Genomic DNA, 14,987 nt, shown 5'->3' with positions numbered 1-14,987 from the left:
TGGCGCCGATTAACCGAGGGATCTCGCGGTGTTGATGACATTGATGCCGTTGAACCGCGCGGTCGAAGACCCGTGCGAAACCGTCGACACCTGACCGGGCTGGCCCTTGCCGTCGAAGAAGGAGCCCCCCATGCGGTAGTCACTATCGTCGCAGACGGCGACGCAGGCGTTCCAGAATTCCGGCGTACGGATCTGGTAGGCCACATCCTCGATCATCTGGGTGATCTTGCCGTCCTTGATCTCATAGAACAGCTGGCCGCCGAACTGGGCGTTGTAGCGCTGCTGGTCGATGGAGAAGGAGCCGTCACCAATGATATAGATGCCGTTTTCGACCTTGCTGATCATGTCGGCCACGGCGAGCTTGGTCTTGCCAGGTTGCAGCGACACGTTGGCCATGCGCTGAAACTGTACGCTCGACCACGAGTCGGCATAGCAGCAGCCATCGGATTCAGTCTTGCCGATGATGTGCGCCTGATCGCGAATGACCTGGTAATCGACCAGCTTGCCGTCCTTGATCAGGTCCCACTTCTTGGTTTTGACACCCTCGTCGTCATAGCCCACGGCGCCCAGACTGCCGTATTGGGTCTTGTCGGCGACGATGTTGACGTTTTCACTGCCATACTGGAAGTGCGCCTCGCGCTTATCGAGCGTGGCGAAGGAGGTACCGGCATAGTTGGCTTCATAGCCCAGGACCCGGTCGAGTTCGAGCGGGTGGCCGACGGATTCGTGGATGGTCAGCCAGGTGTGCGACGGATCGAGGATCAGGTCGTACTTGCCGGGTTTTACCGAAGGCGCCTTCAGTTTTTCGCGCGCCTGTTTGGCGGCGGCGATGGCGTCTTCCTTCATGTCGTAGCTAAGACCGTAATTCACGACGCCGTTGGGCGAAACGAACTTCTGGCTGGCATCGCCATCGAGATACTCGTAACCGAGTCCCATCGGCGCCGACAGGCCTTCGCGTTCGCGGAACTTGCCACTGGCCTTGTCGACGGCGGTCACGGTCAGGGGCGCCCAGATGCGGTGTACATCCTGGTCGATATAGGAACCATCTGTCGAGGCGAAATACTTCTGCTCATTGACCAGGAAGAGGATGGAATTGACGTAATCGGCACCCGCCGCCAGCGCCGCGGCATTGACGTCCAGCAACATGTCCGCCTTTTCCTTGAGCGGTACTTCCATGGCATTCTTCTTGATCGGCGTCTTCCATGAGACTGTGCCCGCGCCCTTGACCGGGGCCAGCTGGACCGGCACCGTCTGGATTGTCGAATTGGCCCTGGCAATGGCGACCGCCTGTTTTGCGGCCTTGGCCACGCCTTCCGGCGTCAGCTCGTTGGTGGCAGCAAAACCCCAGGCGCCGCCGGCGATCACGCGGATGCCGCAACCGGTCGATTCCGTGTTGACGACGTTTTCGACATTGGCTTCACGCGTGATGACAAACTGATTGAGATAGCGCCCGACCCGGACATCACAATAGGTGGCGCCGGCACTCGTGGCGGCATTGAGCGCGGCGTCCGCGAGGGTCTTTTTAAACCCGACATCCATAACCGTCAGAAGCGCTTCGGCAGCGATCGCCCGTCCATACAGGGAAGGTACCAGCACCCCACCCGCGCTGAGGCCCATCATGGCCAGGAAATTACGTCTGTACAAAGCGTCTCTCCACAGGTTGAGGTTCGCATCCAGGCGAACATATGAGCCGCAGAACGACAGGCAAGGCCATACCGCACTGCGAAACTGGAAGAGTTTCATGCGCCATTTAAAGGCGTCAAGTGGCTTTTTGTTAATGTTGTAATTATCTTCCCGGTGTGACTTTATTATACGGTATTTATTATCCAGCCTTAAGAACAGACACTGCACCCCAGCCTCACTCCCCTGGGATGAATTAAAATGATTATTTCAATTCACTAAGCCTGTGACGTGCTCCCCGTTTCAAGGCTGCGCCTTCGTTGACGTAACCCGATGACCATAAAGTACCAGCCGATTATAACATAAGCGATAGCCTAACTTCTGGGCCAAGGCTTGCTTCAGGTCTTCAAGCGACGCGTCGTGGAATTCCGTAATCTCTCCGGTCACGCTATCAACGAGATGGTCGTGATGTTCATCGGCAAAGACCTCGTATCGGTTGCGGCCATCTCCAAAATCGTGACGTTGGACGATACGCGCTTCCTCAAAAGCCTTCAGTGATCGGTACACCGTGGAAATGGACAGGTTCGGATCCAATACGCACGCACGCCCGCATAACTCCTCTGCGTCGGGGTGGTCTTCGGCCTCGGACAGGAGTTTGAGAAGAAGACGCCTTTGGCTGCTGAGCCGCACCCCCGCGTCCTGGCAGCGTTGCTCCAGCTGTGAATGGCCGGTAACGGCAAAATCCTCGCCATTGTGCTCAATGAGATCCCGAAACGTCGGCTCATAAAACCAATTGCCTCGCATGGCTTCTGTCCTCGCCACCAGGCCTGCACGCTCGAACAGTTTTAGCGTTCGATAGCTTGTGCTCAGCGACAGGGTTGAATCGATTTTATTAGCGCGTGCGTGGATACTCTCCACGCTCGAAGCGGTCGAGATATCAAGCAGAACCATAGCAATGATCCGGCGCTGCAGAGTTGGCCGGATATGTTTGGACACGAGTAGTGTCGACAGACGTTCGATGCGCAGGCTCATAGCCACCTCTGCGCTCTGGGTTCGCCGACATGAGCCAGGCTTTGGAGTTCATCCCTTTGCGCGGTGCCCCGCATGTCGAAACTTGAAAGTCTTTTGCCAAGCCAGAGAGGCATTTCTATTGACTCGATCGAAGGAATGTCTGCAATCGTGTTCCAGCATCCAGCCCTGGTCGCAACGCAAATAGTCGTTGAAACGGAGTTCCATTTTCTGTGTTGCCGCGATGTCATTCATCCCTTCAGTTTCCCTTCATAAACAAATGCTAACGCGACAGATGTCGTAGATTTTGGGTGTGAACGGCTATGCGCATCTTGCTGGTTGAAGACGACGAGCTACTGGGGCGGGCCCTGTATACGGGTCTCGAACAGGCCGGCTATAGCCCCGAGTGGGTTACAGATGGCGAAACCGCCCTTGACGCGGTGCGGAGCACTGCCTTCACAGCCGTAGCTCTTGATCTGAACCTGCCGGGCATTTCGGGAATTGAGGTATTGAAAACCCTCAGACAGAAATCCAAGATGCCGGTTATCATCATGACAGCAAGAGATGCCCTTGAACAACGCATCGAAGGTCTTGACCTGGGAGCTGACGATTATCTCGTCAAACCGTTCAAACTGGTCGAACTTCTGGCGCGTATTCGTGCTGTCGTGCGACGGACGCAAGGGCACGCACAATCCCTCATCGTCTATCAGGATATCGAGCTCGATATTGGAGCCCACACTGTCCGTAAAGGCGGCAAGTGGATAAAGATGACTGGCCGGGAATATCGTATCCTCGAATTGTTGATGACACGGGTGGGACGCATCCTCAGCAAGAGGGAAATCGAAGACCATGTCTATGGCTGGGATGGTGATGTCGAAAGCAACACCATCGAAGCGGCTGTCTACACTATACGCAAGAAACTCGGTAAAGACCTGATCAGCAATGTACGGGGGGTTGGCTATGTCATCCCGGATTAGCCGCGTCACAGTCATGCAAGTGGGTTAGAAGGTCACAGGTGAAAAAGCCGTCGATTACGCGTCAACTGTTGCTGGGCGTACTGCTGCCATTGCTGCCCATCCTGTGCTTGGTCGGCTTTGCGGGGTACATGGGGGCGCGATTTGAGATCGGTGAAGTTTACGACGCCCAATTGGCGACTGCAGTGAATTTTTTACACTATTATCGCGCTCAGCCCAGCGGGCCTGAGGCGCCTGACTTCCAACGGCAAATTGAGACGCTTGATCACAGCTCGCGTGCGGGGTTTAGGGAGTACACGCGCTGGCGGCGTTTTCGGATCTGGCGTGATGGTGATCTGGTGTTCGCCAGTCGAAACGCACCGATTGACCAGACACCGCATCCCGCCGGTTACTCGGAGAGCCGGGACCAGGCGGGACACTGGCGTTACTTCACTCTCTATCTGCCAGAGAGCAAGGAAGTCATAGAGGCGGCAGAAAACATCAAAGCGCGGAATGAATTGATCGCGCGGGTTTTTTGGGGCCTGATCCTGCCGCTAACGCTCGCTATACCGATCATCACATTCACGGTCTGGCGTGGCATCGTCTGGGGATTGAAAGATCTGCGGCGGTTCGCGGATTCGGTTCGCGAGCGCTCAGCAGACAAACTGACGCCCATTGACACCGTGAGCGCACCTGAGGAGCTTCAAACCTTATCCCTTTCGATCAATGGCTTACTGGAAACTATTTCGAATTCGCTCGAACAGGAGCGTCTTTTCACGGACAACGCGGCACATGAGTTGCGGACGCCTCTCGCCGCCGTTCGCGCCCAGACGGAAGTTGTATCGGGGGCCCGCAATGCCCGCGAAAGAAGACTGGCCCTGGCTGAACTAACCAAGGGCGTCGATCGCGCCGCCAACCTGATGGATAAGCTGCTGACCATTGCGAGATTGCGATACGCAAACCTGTCTCCAAGCTCAATCCGCCTGTCTGAGGTGGTAACGGAAGCTCTGCTCGATCTCTATCCGGAAGCTGAACGAAAACGTATCGGCTTCAATATCGACAATACCCAAGATGCGTCCGTAGTCGCCAATCCGCAGCTGCTTGGGATCATTCTGCGGAACCTGATCGATAACGCGATCAAGTACTCCCCGGCGGACGCTGACATCGACCTGACGACCTTCATTGAGGGCAAAACTGTCCACCTTGACATCCGGGACCGTGGGCCTGGCATACCGGAGGACGAGCGCGTCAAGGTGTTCGCGCGCTTCTATCGGATTAAAGGCACGCGGGCCTCCGGCAGCGGTCTGGGGCTCGCAATCGTTAGAATGGCCGCTGCACAATTGAATTGTGCCGTGACCCTCTTGTCACCGCAGACAGGACCAGGTCTTCTGGTTCGTCTCTCCTTCGAATAACTGCCGTTCAGTTTCACGTCAGCCTCACCTGATAAGAGGCGGGCAGGTTATATGCTCAAGCCGCATCAGGGGATCCACGTTGAAAACAATACCGAAAATCAATGCCGCCTATTGGATATGTCTGATCGCCGCGAGTGTATTCGGTACGAATACCGGTGACTACTTCGCAGAAGAATTGAAGCTCGGGCATCTGGACGGATTGCCGTGGTTGATGAGCGCCTTGTTGTTGATTTTCCTGGTGGAAAAGCGATCGACAAAGGGAAGCCCCCTCTTTTTTTGGGCGGTTATAATCGTCATCCGCACTGCGGCGACCAACATTGGCGATGCATTCGGCGATTTCAACATAGGCTTCAGCCTTTCCTTGCCGATCACAGCAGCAATTTATGCTGCCTGTGTCGGCCTCTACGCCTACCAGCGCAATCGGACAGCATACGCGTCCGGTCCGTTGAATGTCTCTCCCCTTTACTGGGTGTGCATGATTCTGGCTGGTATCTTAGGCACAATCGGCGGTGATTTCGCATCCTTCGGTCTGCACCTTATGCCCCCTGGAACCGCCCTGCTGTTCGGCTTTCTTGCGCTCGGGCTGATCGTCGCCGGCTACAAACTGTGGACGCATGCGTTGTATTACTGGCTTTGCCTGGCCGTCGTTCGCACGGCGGGCACAGGTGGCGGCGACGCGCTGGCGCATTGGGTTGGTTTGCCTCAAGCGACACTCTTGACGGGCTGTATATTCATCGGCTTGATCGTTATCTTTTATGCGCTGTCGCAGGATAATTGGGCGCGTGGGGCCGTAAACGGATGATCTGCGGTATCGCCCATATGAAAGCGTCAAGGCCTGACCAGCGTTCGTCAGCTTCGTGTCAGCCGCCTTCATATATAGCTCTTGCATGAAAAGAATCTTCTTGATCAATGCCATTGCGCTGACCGCCCTTGTGGCTGGCTGCGGCTTCATGGTCGGTTCCTATGCGATCGCTTGGGAGCCCCGCCCCCATGGCCGCCCCCCTCACGATCACGACAGGCCCCGTGATTTCGAGCAGGAGGCCATCAGAGAAGCGGTTCGGCGCGGCGAGGTCATTTCCTTGCCTAAAATACTCAAGATCGGACAAAAGGCCGTTGAAGGCGACATCCTTGAAGTCGAGTTAGAGCAGGAAAGCTGGGGGCTGAACTACGAACTTAAAATCCTCACGCCATCTGGTGTCGTGCGCAAGGTCGATGTCAATGCGAAGACCGGCGTCGTCGTGAATGTACGAACCGACTGATGCGCGTCCTGCTTGTCGAAGATGATCCGGAATTGGCCGATGATCTGAAATGCCAATTCGCGGCCGCCGGGTTCATTGCCGATCTTGCGACGGACGGTGAGCAGGCGTGGTATTATGGAGATGTCGAGGATTATGACATTGCCATTCTCGATCTCGGATTGCCAAAGCTTGACGGTTTGTCGATCCTCAGAAGATGGCGTTCGGAAGGCCGGGCTTTTCCGGTACTGATTCTCACAGCCCGCAGCGACTGGACAGAAAAGGTCGAGGGTATCGAAGCTGGCGCTGACGATTATCTCGCCAAGCCGTTTCAACTCGGCGAACTGATCGCGCGTATGCGCGCCCTGATCCGGCGCTCGGCTGGCCTTGCGTCTCCTGTTATCTCGCTCGGGCACATGGCGCTGGATACCAATCGGATGGCGGTCAAGATACAGGGCAAGGCCATCCGTCTGTCTTCACTTGAATATCGTCTCCTCGACTACCTCGTGCATCAGGTCGACCGCGTCGTTTCAGCGACCGAAATTGCCGAGCACCTGTACGGCTCTGGAGATCGAACCGATGCCAATACCATCGAAGCCTTGATCGCCCGTGTTCGACGTAAGATCGGCGCCGAGAAAATCGAAACGAGACGCGGCCTGGGTTACAGGCTGATTGGAGCCCACGGGTGACGGCGTCTCTAAGATTGCGGCTTCTGGCGGGTGCGATGCTCGCAATTTTTTTGGCGTTGACGCTCGCTTGGGCAGGCCTGATTGTGCTGTTTCGCAACCACGCGGTCGAACGAGAAGTCCGTGTCCTCGTGCGCCATGCCGAACGGCTTGTCGCCGATGTCACGATTGACACCTCAGGCACGCCGCAGGTTCACAGTGACCAGGCTGACCCGCGCTTCACAGAAATCGCCGGCGGCCTCTACTGGCAGATATCTGCGCCGAAGGCGACCCTGCACTCCCCTTCCCTTTGGGACCAGAGCTTGCCGGCACCGACAGACGCAGCCCCCACGCGGTGGACACATCGGATCATAAAAGGGCCCTTCTCCGATCGCCTTCTGGTCATCTCACGTCGCGTACAGATCGGTACAGACGGCCCGATCCTCATTATTCAACTGGCTGAACCCGACACCGATATCGCCCAGTCGAATATAGAGTTTGGATTACAGCTCGCGATTTCACTTTTTGTGCTTTGGGTGGTTCTGGCCATCGCCGCCTACGTTCAGGTGACATTGGGACTCCGTCCCCTCGTTCGGCTGCGGAGCGAGATGGAGCGATTGCGCAAAAGTCCGGCGGCGCGTTTGACCACGCGCTACCCTGTCGAAATCCTGCCATTGATCACAGCGATTAATGCCCTGGCAGAGGCCCGCGAGGGCGACCTGGCACGGGCGAGGAGACGGGCCGCCGATTTGGCACATAGCCTGAAAACCCCTCTCGCCGTTTTGTCCGCCCAAAGTCGCAAAGCCAGGACATCAGGCGCGGTCCTCGCCGCGGACGGATTAGACAGAGCCATATCGGTCGTTGGAGCCGCGCTTGAGACCGAACTGACGCGTGCACGGAGCGCTGCTGCCAGAGCCGCCATTGAGTCAGTTGCCCAGACCAACGCAGCGACCGTTGTAGAACGCGTTATTTCGGTCATTGAGCGAACTGACCGGGGAGAGAACATTATCTTCGATACAGATGTTCCACCAGACCTCGTTCTGCCCGTGGCAGCGGAGGATCTGGCTGAGATGATAGGTGCCTTAACCGAAAATGCCGCCCGACATGCCCGAAGGCGCGTGCGCCTGGTCAGCGAACCCCTGGGTTTGCGTATAGAAGACGATGGCCCGGGCGTCGCACTGGAGCGCATGGAACGGGCGGTAAAGCGAGGGCAGCGTCTGGACGAAGCCGGAACGGGTCACGGGCTTGGCCTATCCATCGTACGCGATCTGATCGAAGCGACCGAAGGCGATATCGCCTTCGGTCATTCCGATTTAGGTGGCCTCAGCGTCACCTTGACGTGGACGCCAGAGGCCTAGTTATTTTCCAACCACCACAACGCTAAAATTCTTCTCCGCACGCACATACTCGCCTTTGTCGTCCCGTTCGACGGTCGCCGCCGGCAAATAGACCAGTTGTGTGACCGGATCAAAAGCGGCGGTGCGGGCGCCATCGGACGTTTTCACGGTTTGCAGGACCTTGGCCTGCCCTTTTTCATCCAAGTGATACAGGGTCAAGGTCCCGTCGATGCAGGAGACATAACCTGTCCGGGTTTTCGGATCGAAAAGCGATCCGTCAGCACCAGCGCCAATTGGGATACTCCCCTTGTCCGCCCCGGTCGCGGCATCGATCAGCTTGGCAACATTGTTGTGACAAACCGGTATCAACAGACCGGTTACAGAGTCATAGGTGATGCCTGTGGGTTCATTGCATCCTGGCAGATCGTAATGGCCTTTTACTTTTCGGCTGGCGACATCGACAACCATGATCTGATTCTTGTCCTCCAGATTTATAAAGACCGAACCTTTTCCGTCTGTCGTTGCGGCTTCAGGCGCGCCGTCCGCCTTGATCCGGCCAACCACCTTCGCAGCTTTGATATCGATCAAAGTGATGTCCTCGCTATCCCCGTTCATCACAAAGGCAAGCCCGGAGGCCGGCTCGTACATCGCTCCATCCGGCCCCTTTCCCGTCTTGATATCCGCAAACACTTGTCCGGATTTTCGATTGAGCAATGTGGCGGTATCGGCACCATTGTTTGTCGTCAGCATCAGGTCTGTCTCAGGGATCAGGAGGACAGACGCAACGTCATCCCGCTCGATCAGTGTGCCAACAGCATTGGTTTTAAGATCGACAGTCATGACGCCGTATTGGCGACCGATAAACAATTGTCTCGCCGGCGCGTCGATTGACGCGTAGTCATAACCCCCATCCTGGGCCTTAATCGTGTTGACCACTTTCCATTGAGGCGCCACACCCGTTTCTGTTGCCGGCGTCGAGGGCGATTTCGGCGAACACGCTGACAGGGCAGTCGCTAGGGCCAGGCAACTGATCGAGGCAATAGCAAAGTATTTCATAGATATCTCCCTTAGAGCTTCTGGATTAGTTTGAGGACGACGTGTTCCTGATACCGATTGCCGTATTCATGCTTGTCGGTGTCGTAGAAACGCAGGTCCAGACTGGTCTTCGGCAGCAGATTATAAATCACACCGAAATGGGCTGAATTGTAATTTTTTTTCGGGTCCACCTGACGCGTGGCCACGCCACCGGATACAGCCCATCTTGTGCTGAGCTTCTGTATCACGCTGGCTTCGACGAATAGGGCCTCTTCCGTACTGCCTGATGAATCGGCCGCATATTCCGCCTCAAGTTTGGCTGTGGTTCTTCCAAAGGTTCGTGCCACGTCGCCTTTCCATTCCACGTAGTGGCTGTCACTATTTTTGGCGCCGACCTTGATCTTGTAGGCAGCCTGAAGCCCTAGTTGAAATCCCCCTTTGAAGCCTTTGACGCCGAGCGCGTATTCCTGCTGAGAATCGCTGCCGTCCGAGCCTTTGACATTTTTCACCTTTACACCGACGAAGATGGGGCCATGAGCGGCCTGAATATAGGCGGTTGCCTGAGGCTTGTTATCGGTCTCCGACGTATTTTTACTCATGCCATCTGTGGCTACAGTCACTTGACCAGAGACCGTAAAATAAGGTTTTGCCTCTTCTGCCTGAACAGAGGCAGCGAACCCTGCTCCCGCACTGAAGATGAAGCACATAGACGCTATACGCATAAGCATTTCCCTTTGAAATCATAAGCGTTCCGGAGATCGGAACCTAGTGCGTACGGCGTAGAAGAGAGTTGCTGACGCGGGGCTGACAGACAAGGCCACCCTCCCCCAATTTGGCCCGTGTCAGCGGCAACTTGACCCAATTCAACTGTCGTCGCTGCCATCGGTGCCAGATGGCCTGATTTTGAGATTTTGCGCGCCCTTTCGCCTATTCCGCAGCCGGCTTGAGCCTGATCCGGCTTCGGAAAACGCCAGGCGCTTCAACGTCCATTTAGGGTGCCACTGGGCGGACTCCGCGTTGCCGGCGTGTGGATCGGCCCGTACCTACTGCTCGCCATCTTATTGTGCCCGTCATCACCGACATCATCCCAAGCGCGTCGCGGCGACCTGCCGCCCGCCGGACTAGTTGTCGGTTATATCCTCACAGGCGCCTTCGTTTAGAGGTGCAGTCAGGCGAAGTTCTCACCTGGCCTCTGCTCACTGGCTCCGCCGCCTTGGTTAGGCGCTCGCAGATTTACGCAGGTGACTGAAATACTGACTGGGCGTCGCGCCAAAAGCCTTTTGAAAGACGGCGCCAAAGGCGCTGGGGCTATTATATCCGACATCGTAAGCGACAGTTGTCACGGATTTGCCAGACGCCAGCATCGAAACGGCCTGCGACAATCGAACCTGCTGGCGCCATTCAGAGAAGGTCACGCCTGTTTCACGACGAAAAGCACGGGTGAAGGTGCGTCTCCCCATGCAGGCCACATTGGCCCACCGGTCCAGATCATCTTCGCTCGCCGGATCATCCATAATAGCGCGACAAATGCGCAGGATACGCTCATCCGTGGGCATGGGCAGGTTCAGGGCGTGCGTTGGATGCTCCACCGCGTCGATGATCTCATCCAGGATCAAATCCATAATTCGGGCTTCGCGGCCGTTAAGACTGTATTCCACTGGCAGCTTGCCGGCTTCGATTATGAGCTCCCGAAGCAAGGGCGAAACCTTGAGGCTCATGCATTTTCGAGGCAGCCGTTCATCGGTTCCCGGCTCAACATATAGGGTCTTCAAGGAGACGCGGCCACGGCACAGGGCTTCATGTCTGACGCCGGCCGGGATCCAAATTCCACGTTGCGGTGGGACCGTAAAGCTGACCTGATCGGTAATGACCGACATGACGCCGGCCGTTGCATAAACAAGCTGTGCGCGTTCGTGGCTATGCCATGGATCGACAAAGCCCGGTGCGTATTCGTCGAACAATACACCGATCGGCCGGTTGACTTGCTGATAATCTTTGCTGTGAGTGCTTCTCATTACGACTTAGGCCCATTTTTGACAATAAGCTCATAATTTGCTCTAATATGCCAAACCTAGAGCGACACAAAACGGACTTCGAGGCAAGTGTCCCGTGACCATCTGTCCTTCGAGAAGCAGCAGTTGACCCAAATTTGACAGCCCAAGGCGCAATCTCATGCGCACACTGCTCTATGCAAATTAAACTTCTACACCGCTATGTCAGCCTTGTCTTCGCAGCCCTCTGGGCGTTTCAGGCTGTAACCGGCTGTTTGATCGTTTTCCGGTGGGACCTGGATGACGCGACAACCCGCGGCCCTCGAGCGAGTTTCGAGGCACAGACCTTTGGCGCACATCTCGATACCCTTGTCGCTCAGGCCGGAACGGAGGTCTCATCCGTCTGGGCCGCAACGGGTCGTGGCGACCGGTTTGACATCTATTACAGCAAAGGCGGCGTTGATCGTACCTTGCGTGTCGATGGCACAGGCCACGCTGTACGTGATCGTGACAACTCCGGCCTGTCTAACGGTAACATTTACGACCGCCTGAGTGATCTGCACATGGCACTGATGTTAGGCGACATCGGGCGAACCTTCATCGGGATCAGCGGCCTTCTCCTTCTTACCAATCTCGGCCTGGGCCTAAAGCTGGCCTGGCCCCGTGCCGGACAGTGGTTGAAGGCTTTGCGCAAACCGAAAACCAAGGCTGGCGTACCATTTCTGTATGGCTGGCACAGAACCCTGGGTTTATGGCTGTCGGTGCCTGCCCTGATAACCGTTGCGGCCGGGGTCCTCCTGGCGTTCGATGATGCCATCGAAACGGGTTTCAAAGTGGATATCGCACCGCCCCAAGGTCTTCCGGCCCAGACGTCCTCTCATATCGCGCCGTCGCAAGCCTTGAATGCCGCGCTATCGGCCTATCCGGGCGCCACGCTTTCCGGCTTTTCAATGGCGGCTGATGACCAACCGTTCTACAAGATTCGCCTGCACGCACCCGGCGAAATGCCGCGCATTTGGGGCATGACGACTGTTTTCGTGAGCGCGACCGATGGCCGGATATTGAGTGTCTACGATGCACGCCGCCTGCACAGTGCGCCTCGGCTTTTGCTGGACGTAATCTATCCCCTGCATACCGGTCAAATTGGCGGTTTTTTTGGCCGCATTGTGCAACTGCTCATCGGGCTTTGGCTTCTAGCCATGATTGGCCTGGGCCTCACCTTATGGTGGAAACGCAGACGCCTGTCCCGGTAAGTGTTTAAATGCCCCTTCCGCAAGCTTTAAGCGAACCCTTGCGCTGCACAAAAATGTACGGCGTCAAGACCGCATTTTCGACGTTTCTATGAAGATAGTGCGACAGTTTGGCAACATGCGATCAGCGATCCGCAGGGCGCGGCCTGATTTCAATAATAACTGTCCTTCGCAATGCATCTGAAGATGAGAAACAGGCGTTAGAGTTTTTGTCGATCTAATGCGAACCTTTCGCATCGGGGACACAAAGGAGCGGATCAATATGCGTACCCACCATCTATCGAAGACACTAAAGCGATCTCTGCTTTTGGCTACAGCGGCGGGCATTTGTCTGACCGGTGCGGCCATGGCACAGGAAGAGACGGATGCCGTCAAGACGACCAAGGAAAACGTGAATGGGGCAACCGTTGTTATCGTTAAGTCAAAGCGGTTCGTGCCGGCCGGTGCGATGTCCGCCAACAAGACGGATATTCCCCTGATCAAGACGCCACAATCGGTGTCGGTCATCAACCGCGACCAGATCGACCTGCTGGGTTTCACAGACCTGCAGCAAGCTGTCCGTTACACGGCCGGTGCCTTCGGTGAAAATTACGGCCCGGACCTGCGCTACGATTTCGTGACCATGCGCGGCTTCACGCCAAAGCAATATATCGACGGCCTCGCCGCCCCGGTGACCTCCACCATCTACAGCACGGGCGTCGATCTTTATGCCTTCGACTCGGCCAGCATCATCAAGGGACCGGCGGCAACCCTTTACGGCAATTCGCCTCCGGGCGGCCTCTACAACGAGACCAGCCGCCGTGCCAGCAGCGCCTTTGGTGGCGAAATCCAGGCCAAGCTCGGTAGCTATGACTATAAGTCGCTCGCCGGCACCGTCACAGGGGCACTGACGAGCAATCTGTCGGCACGTCTGACCGGCCTCTATCTCGATCGCGGCGCGGAGCGCAATGGCGTTACCGCTAAGCGCGACCTGATTGCGCCGACCTTCACCTGGAAAATTACCGATGCCGATACCCTGACCGGCCTGGCCTATCTGCAGGATGACGAGGTCGATGGCGACACAAACGGCTTCTTGCCGGAAGTCGGCACCCTGCTGAGCAACCCGAACGGCCAGGTCAGCGAATCCACAAATCTCGGTGAACCGGACTACAACACCTACAAGCGCAACCAGTGGGCGGTCGGCTACGATTACAAGCATCGCTTCAGTGATAGCTTGAGCTTTGAATCGAACACCAAGTACAGCAAGTACCGGGAAAACAGCAAGGTCATCTACGGGGCAAGCCTGGAGTCCGATAACCGTACGGTCGACCGCTACAATTTCCCCTATATGGAAAACGTCGAAAGCTTCGCGACCGACAACCGTATCGACGGCACTTTCACATCGGGCAGCGTAACGCACAAGGTTCTGGCCGGCGTCGACTATCGCGACGTCAAGAACTTTGCCCAGTACGGCTTCTCGGTAGCCTCGTCCATTGACCTGTATGATCCGGTGTATAGCGATGCCTCGACGATTTCCACGCCGGCATGGAACCCCTATACAGACCAGGAACTGAAGCAGACCGGCCTTTATGCCCAAGATCAGATCGGTATCGACAAGCTGTTCATTACCTTGGGCGGCCGTTACGACGAGGACAAGATTGTCAGCAAGGCCTATCTGCCGGCGACCACCACCAAGGACAGCAAGTTCACCTACCGCGTTGGCGCCAACTACTTGTTCGACAATGGCGTCGCCCCCTATGCCAGCTACTCGACCTCGTTCGAGCCGGTTCTGGGCACCGGTACGGACGGTGTGCCGTTCAAGCCCTCTGAAGGCGAACAGTCGGAACTGGGCGTGAAATATGACGGGCGCAAGCTGGACAATGGCATCAAGATCTTTGCCACGGCGGCCATCTACGACATCAAGCAGACCAATGTCGTGTCGACGACCTATTCGCCAGCATACAAGAGCACTCAGGTCGGTGAAGTCGAGGTCAAGGGTTTCGAAACCGAGTTCGTGGCCCGCATCAATGAGCAGTTCTCGATCAACGGCTCCTACACCTATACGGACAGCGAAGTGCTCGCCAGCAACGTCTCTGCAGAAATCGGTGGCCCGATGGCGACCACGCCAAAGGACAAGGCGTCACTCTTCGCGGACTACACGCTGAAATCCGGCAGCCTTGGCGGCCTCGGCTTCGGTCTGGGCGTACGCTATAACTCCAAGAGCCTGGGCTCTAACGGGACCGGCATCTGGAGCGATCAATCCACCCTGTTCGATGCCGCCATCCACTATGACACGCCGGACTGGCGCATCGCGCTGAACGGCAGCAACATCACCGACGTCAAGTACGTCGCACGTTGCTCCGGTTCAGTCGGCTGTACCTACGGCGCCGGCCAGAACTGGATCGCGACGCTGACGCGCAAATTCTAGCGTATTTTAGGCCCGTTTCCGTTAGCCGGAAGCGGGCCTTTCTCCTACATTTCAATTAACTGCACTAGGCCTGG

13 protein-coding genes are annotated in these 14,987 nt (G+C 56.5%); 8 read left to right on the top strand and 5 right to left on the bottom strand.

What is annotated here, in order from left to right:
• Window positions 1–9: 9 nt before the first annotated feature.
• Window positions 10–1,644: a TldD/PmbA family protein gene (locus tag QM647_RS08215; protein ID WP_414995021.1), complete on the bottom strand. Its 1,635-nt coding sequence runs from the start codon at window positions 1,642–1,644 to the stop codon at window positions 10–12.
• 279 nt (window positions 1,645–1,923) lie between these two features.
• Complete coding sequence (locus tag QM647_RS08210) at window positions 1,924–2,652, bottom strand: Fur family transcriptional regulator (protein ID WP_414995020.1); 729 nt, start codon at window positions 2,650–2,652, stop codon at window positions 1,924–1,926.
• Between the two features lie 299 nt (window positions 2,653–2,951).
• Here QM647_RS08210 and QM647_RS08205 point away from each other — a divergent pair, with 299 nt between their 5' ends.
• The 6 genes from QM647_RS08205 to QM647_RS08180 all read left to right on the top strand — a co-directional run bounded on the left by QM647_RS08205 (window position 2,952) and on the right by QM647_RS08180 (window position 8,251).
• Complete coding sequence (locus QM647_RS08205) at window positions 2,952–3,605, top strand: response regulator transcription factor (RefSeq protein ID WP_414995019.1); 654 nt, start codon at window positions 2,952–2,954, stop codon at window positions 3,603–3,605.
• Between the two features lie 38 nt (window positions 3,606–3,643).
• Window positions 3,644–4,993 carry an ATP-binding protein gene (locus QM647_RS08200; protein ID WP_414995018.1) on the top strand — a complete coding sequence of 450 codons (1,350 nt, stop codon included), beginning with the start codon at window positions 3,644–3,646 and terminating at the stop codon, window positions 4,991–4,993.
• A 79-nt stretch (window positions 4,994–5,072) separates the two neighbouring features.
• Window positions 5,073–5,795: a hypothetical protein gene (locus tag QM647_RS08195; protein WP_414995017.1), complete on the top strand. Its 723-nt coding sequence runs from the start codon at window positions 5,073–5,075 to the stop codon at window positions 5,793–5,795.
• A 100-nt stretch (window positions 5,796–5,895) separates the two neighbouring features.
• The gene (locus tag QM647_RS08190) at window positions 5,896–6,252 is read left to right on the top strand and encodes a PepSY domain-containing protein (protein WP_414995016.1); all 357 of its coding nucleotides are present in this window, start codon (window positions 5,896–5,898) and stop codon (window positions 6,250–6,252) included.
• Entirely contained in the window at window positions 6,252–6,917 is a 666-nt protein-coding gene (locus QM647_RS08185) for a response regulator transcription factor (RefSeq protein ID WP_414995015.1), read from the top strand. The genes QM647_RS08190 and QM647_RS08185 overlap by 1 nt, the downstream gene beginning before the upstream one ends.
• A gap of 35 nt (window positions 6,918–6,952) precedes the next feature.
• Window positions 6,953–8,251, top strand: coding sequence for a sensor histidine kinase (locus QM647_RS08180; RefSeq protein ID WP_414995014.1), 1,299 nt, complete (start codon window positions 6,953–6,955; stop codon window positions 8,249–8,251).
• Here the strand turns inward: QM647_RS08180 and QM647_RS08175 are convergent, their stop codons facing one another.
• The 3 genes from QM647_RS08175 to QM647_RS08165 form a co-directional block, all read right to left on the bottom strand.
• Window positions 8,252–9,286: a YncE family protein gene (locus QM647_RS08175; protein WP_414995013.1), complete on the bottom strand. Its 1,035-nt coding sequence runs from the start codon at window positions 9,284–9,286 to the stop codon at window positions 8,252–8,254.
• 11 nt (window positions 9,287–9,297) lie between these two features.
• On the bottom strand, window positions 9,298–9,987 hold the full coding sequence (locus tag QM647_RS08170; protein WP_414995012.1) for a hypothetical protein: 690 nt from the start codon (window positions 9,985–9,987) through the stop codon (window positions 9,298–9,300).
• 495 nt (window positions 9,988–10,482) lie between these two features.
• A complete protein-coding gene (locus QM647_RS08165; RefSeq protein ID WP_414995011.1) occupies window positions 10,483–11,280 on the bottom strand; it encodes an AraC family transcriptional regulator in 798 nt (265 codons plus the stop codon).
• Between the two features lie 173 nt (window positions 11,281–11,453).
• Between QM647_RS08165 and QM647_RS08160 the strand changes: the two genes are divergently transcribed.
• Together QM647_RS08160 and QM647_RS08155 are read left to right on the top strand one after the other, a co-directional pair.
• Window positions 11,454–12,509, top strand: a complete 1,056-nt coding sequence (locus QM647_RS08160; protein WP_414995010.1) for a PepSY-associated TM helix domain-containing protein — start codon at window positions 11,454–11,456, stop codon at window positions 12,507–12,509.
• 259 nt (window positions 12,510–12,768) lie between these two features.
• Entirely contained in the window at window positions 12,769–14,913 is a 2,145-nt protein-coding gene (locus QM647_RS08155) for a TonB-dependent siderophore receptor (protein ID WP_414995009.1), read from the top strand.
• Window positions 14,914–14,987 lie beyond the last annotated feature (74 nt).

Origin of the sequence: Asticcacaulis sp., from assembly GCF_047605585.1 — a bacterium.
Taxonomy (GTDB): domain Bacteria; phylum Pseudomonadota; class Alphaproteobacteria; order Caulobacterales; family Caulobacteraceae; genus Asticcacaulis.
This window is presented reverse-complemented; position numbering and strand designations above follow the sequence as displayed.

What these genes read in the sequence shown, in the direction of transcription:
- QM647_RS08205 (WP_414995019.1), top strand. Translation starts at nt 2,952, where the DNA reads ATGCGCATCTTGCTGGTTGAAGACGACGAGCTACTGGGGCGGGCCCTG.
- QM647_RS08175 (WP_414995013.1), bottom strand. Translation starts at nt 9,286, where the DNA reads ATGAAATACTTTGCTATTGCCTCGATCAGTTGCCTGGCCCTAGCGACT.
- QM647_RS08155 (WP_414995009.1), top strand. Translation starts at nt 12,769, where the DNA reads ATGCGTACCCACCATCTATCGAAGACACTAAAGCGATCTCTGCTTTTG.
- QM647_RS08165 (WP_414995011.1), bottom strand. Translation starts at nt 11,280, where the DNA reads ATGAGAAGCACTCACAGCAAAGATTATCAGCAAGTCAACCGGCCGATC.
- QM647_RS08210 (WP_414995020.1), bottom strand. Translation starts at nt 2,652, where the DNA reads ATGAGCCTGCGCATCGAACGTCTGTCGACACTACTCGTGTCCAAACAT.
- QM647_RS08160 (WP_414995010.1), top strand. Translation starts at nt 11,454, where the DNA reads ATGCAAATTAAACTTCTACACCGCTATGTCAGCCTTGTCTTCGCAGCC.
- QM647_RS08170 (WP_414995012.1), bottom strand. Translation starts at nt 9,987, where the DNA reads ATGCGTATAGCGTCTATGTGCTTCATCTTCAGTGCGGGAGCAGGGTTC.
- QM647_RS08180 (WP_414995014.1), top strand. Translation starts at nt 6,953, where the DNA reads ATGCTCGCAATTTTTTTGGCGTTGACGCTCGCTTGGGCAGGCCTGATT.
- QM647_RS08185 (WP_414995015.1), top strand. Translation starts at nt 6,252, where the DNA reads ATGCGCGTCCTGCTTGTCGAAGATGATCCGGAATTGGCCGATGATCTG.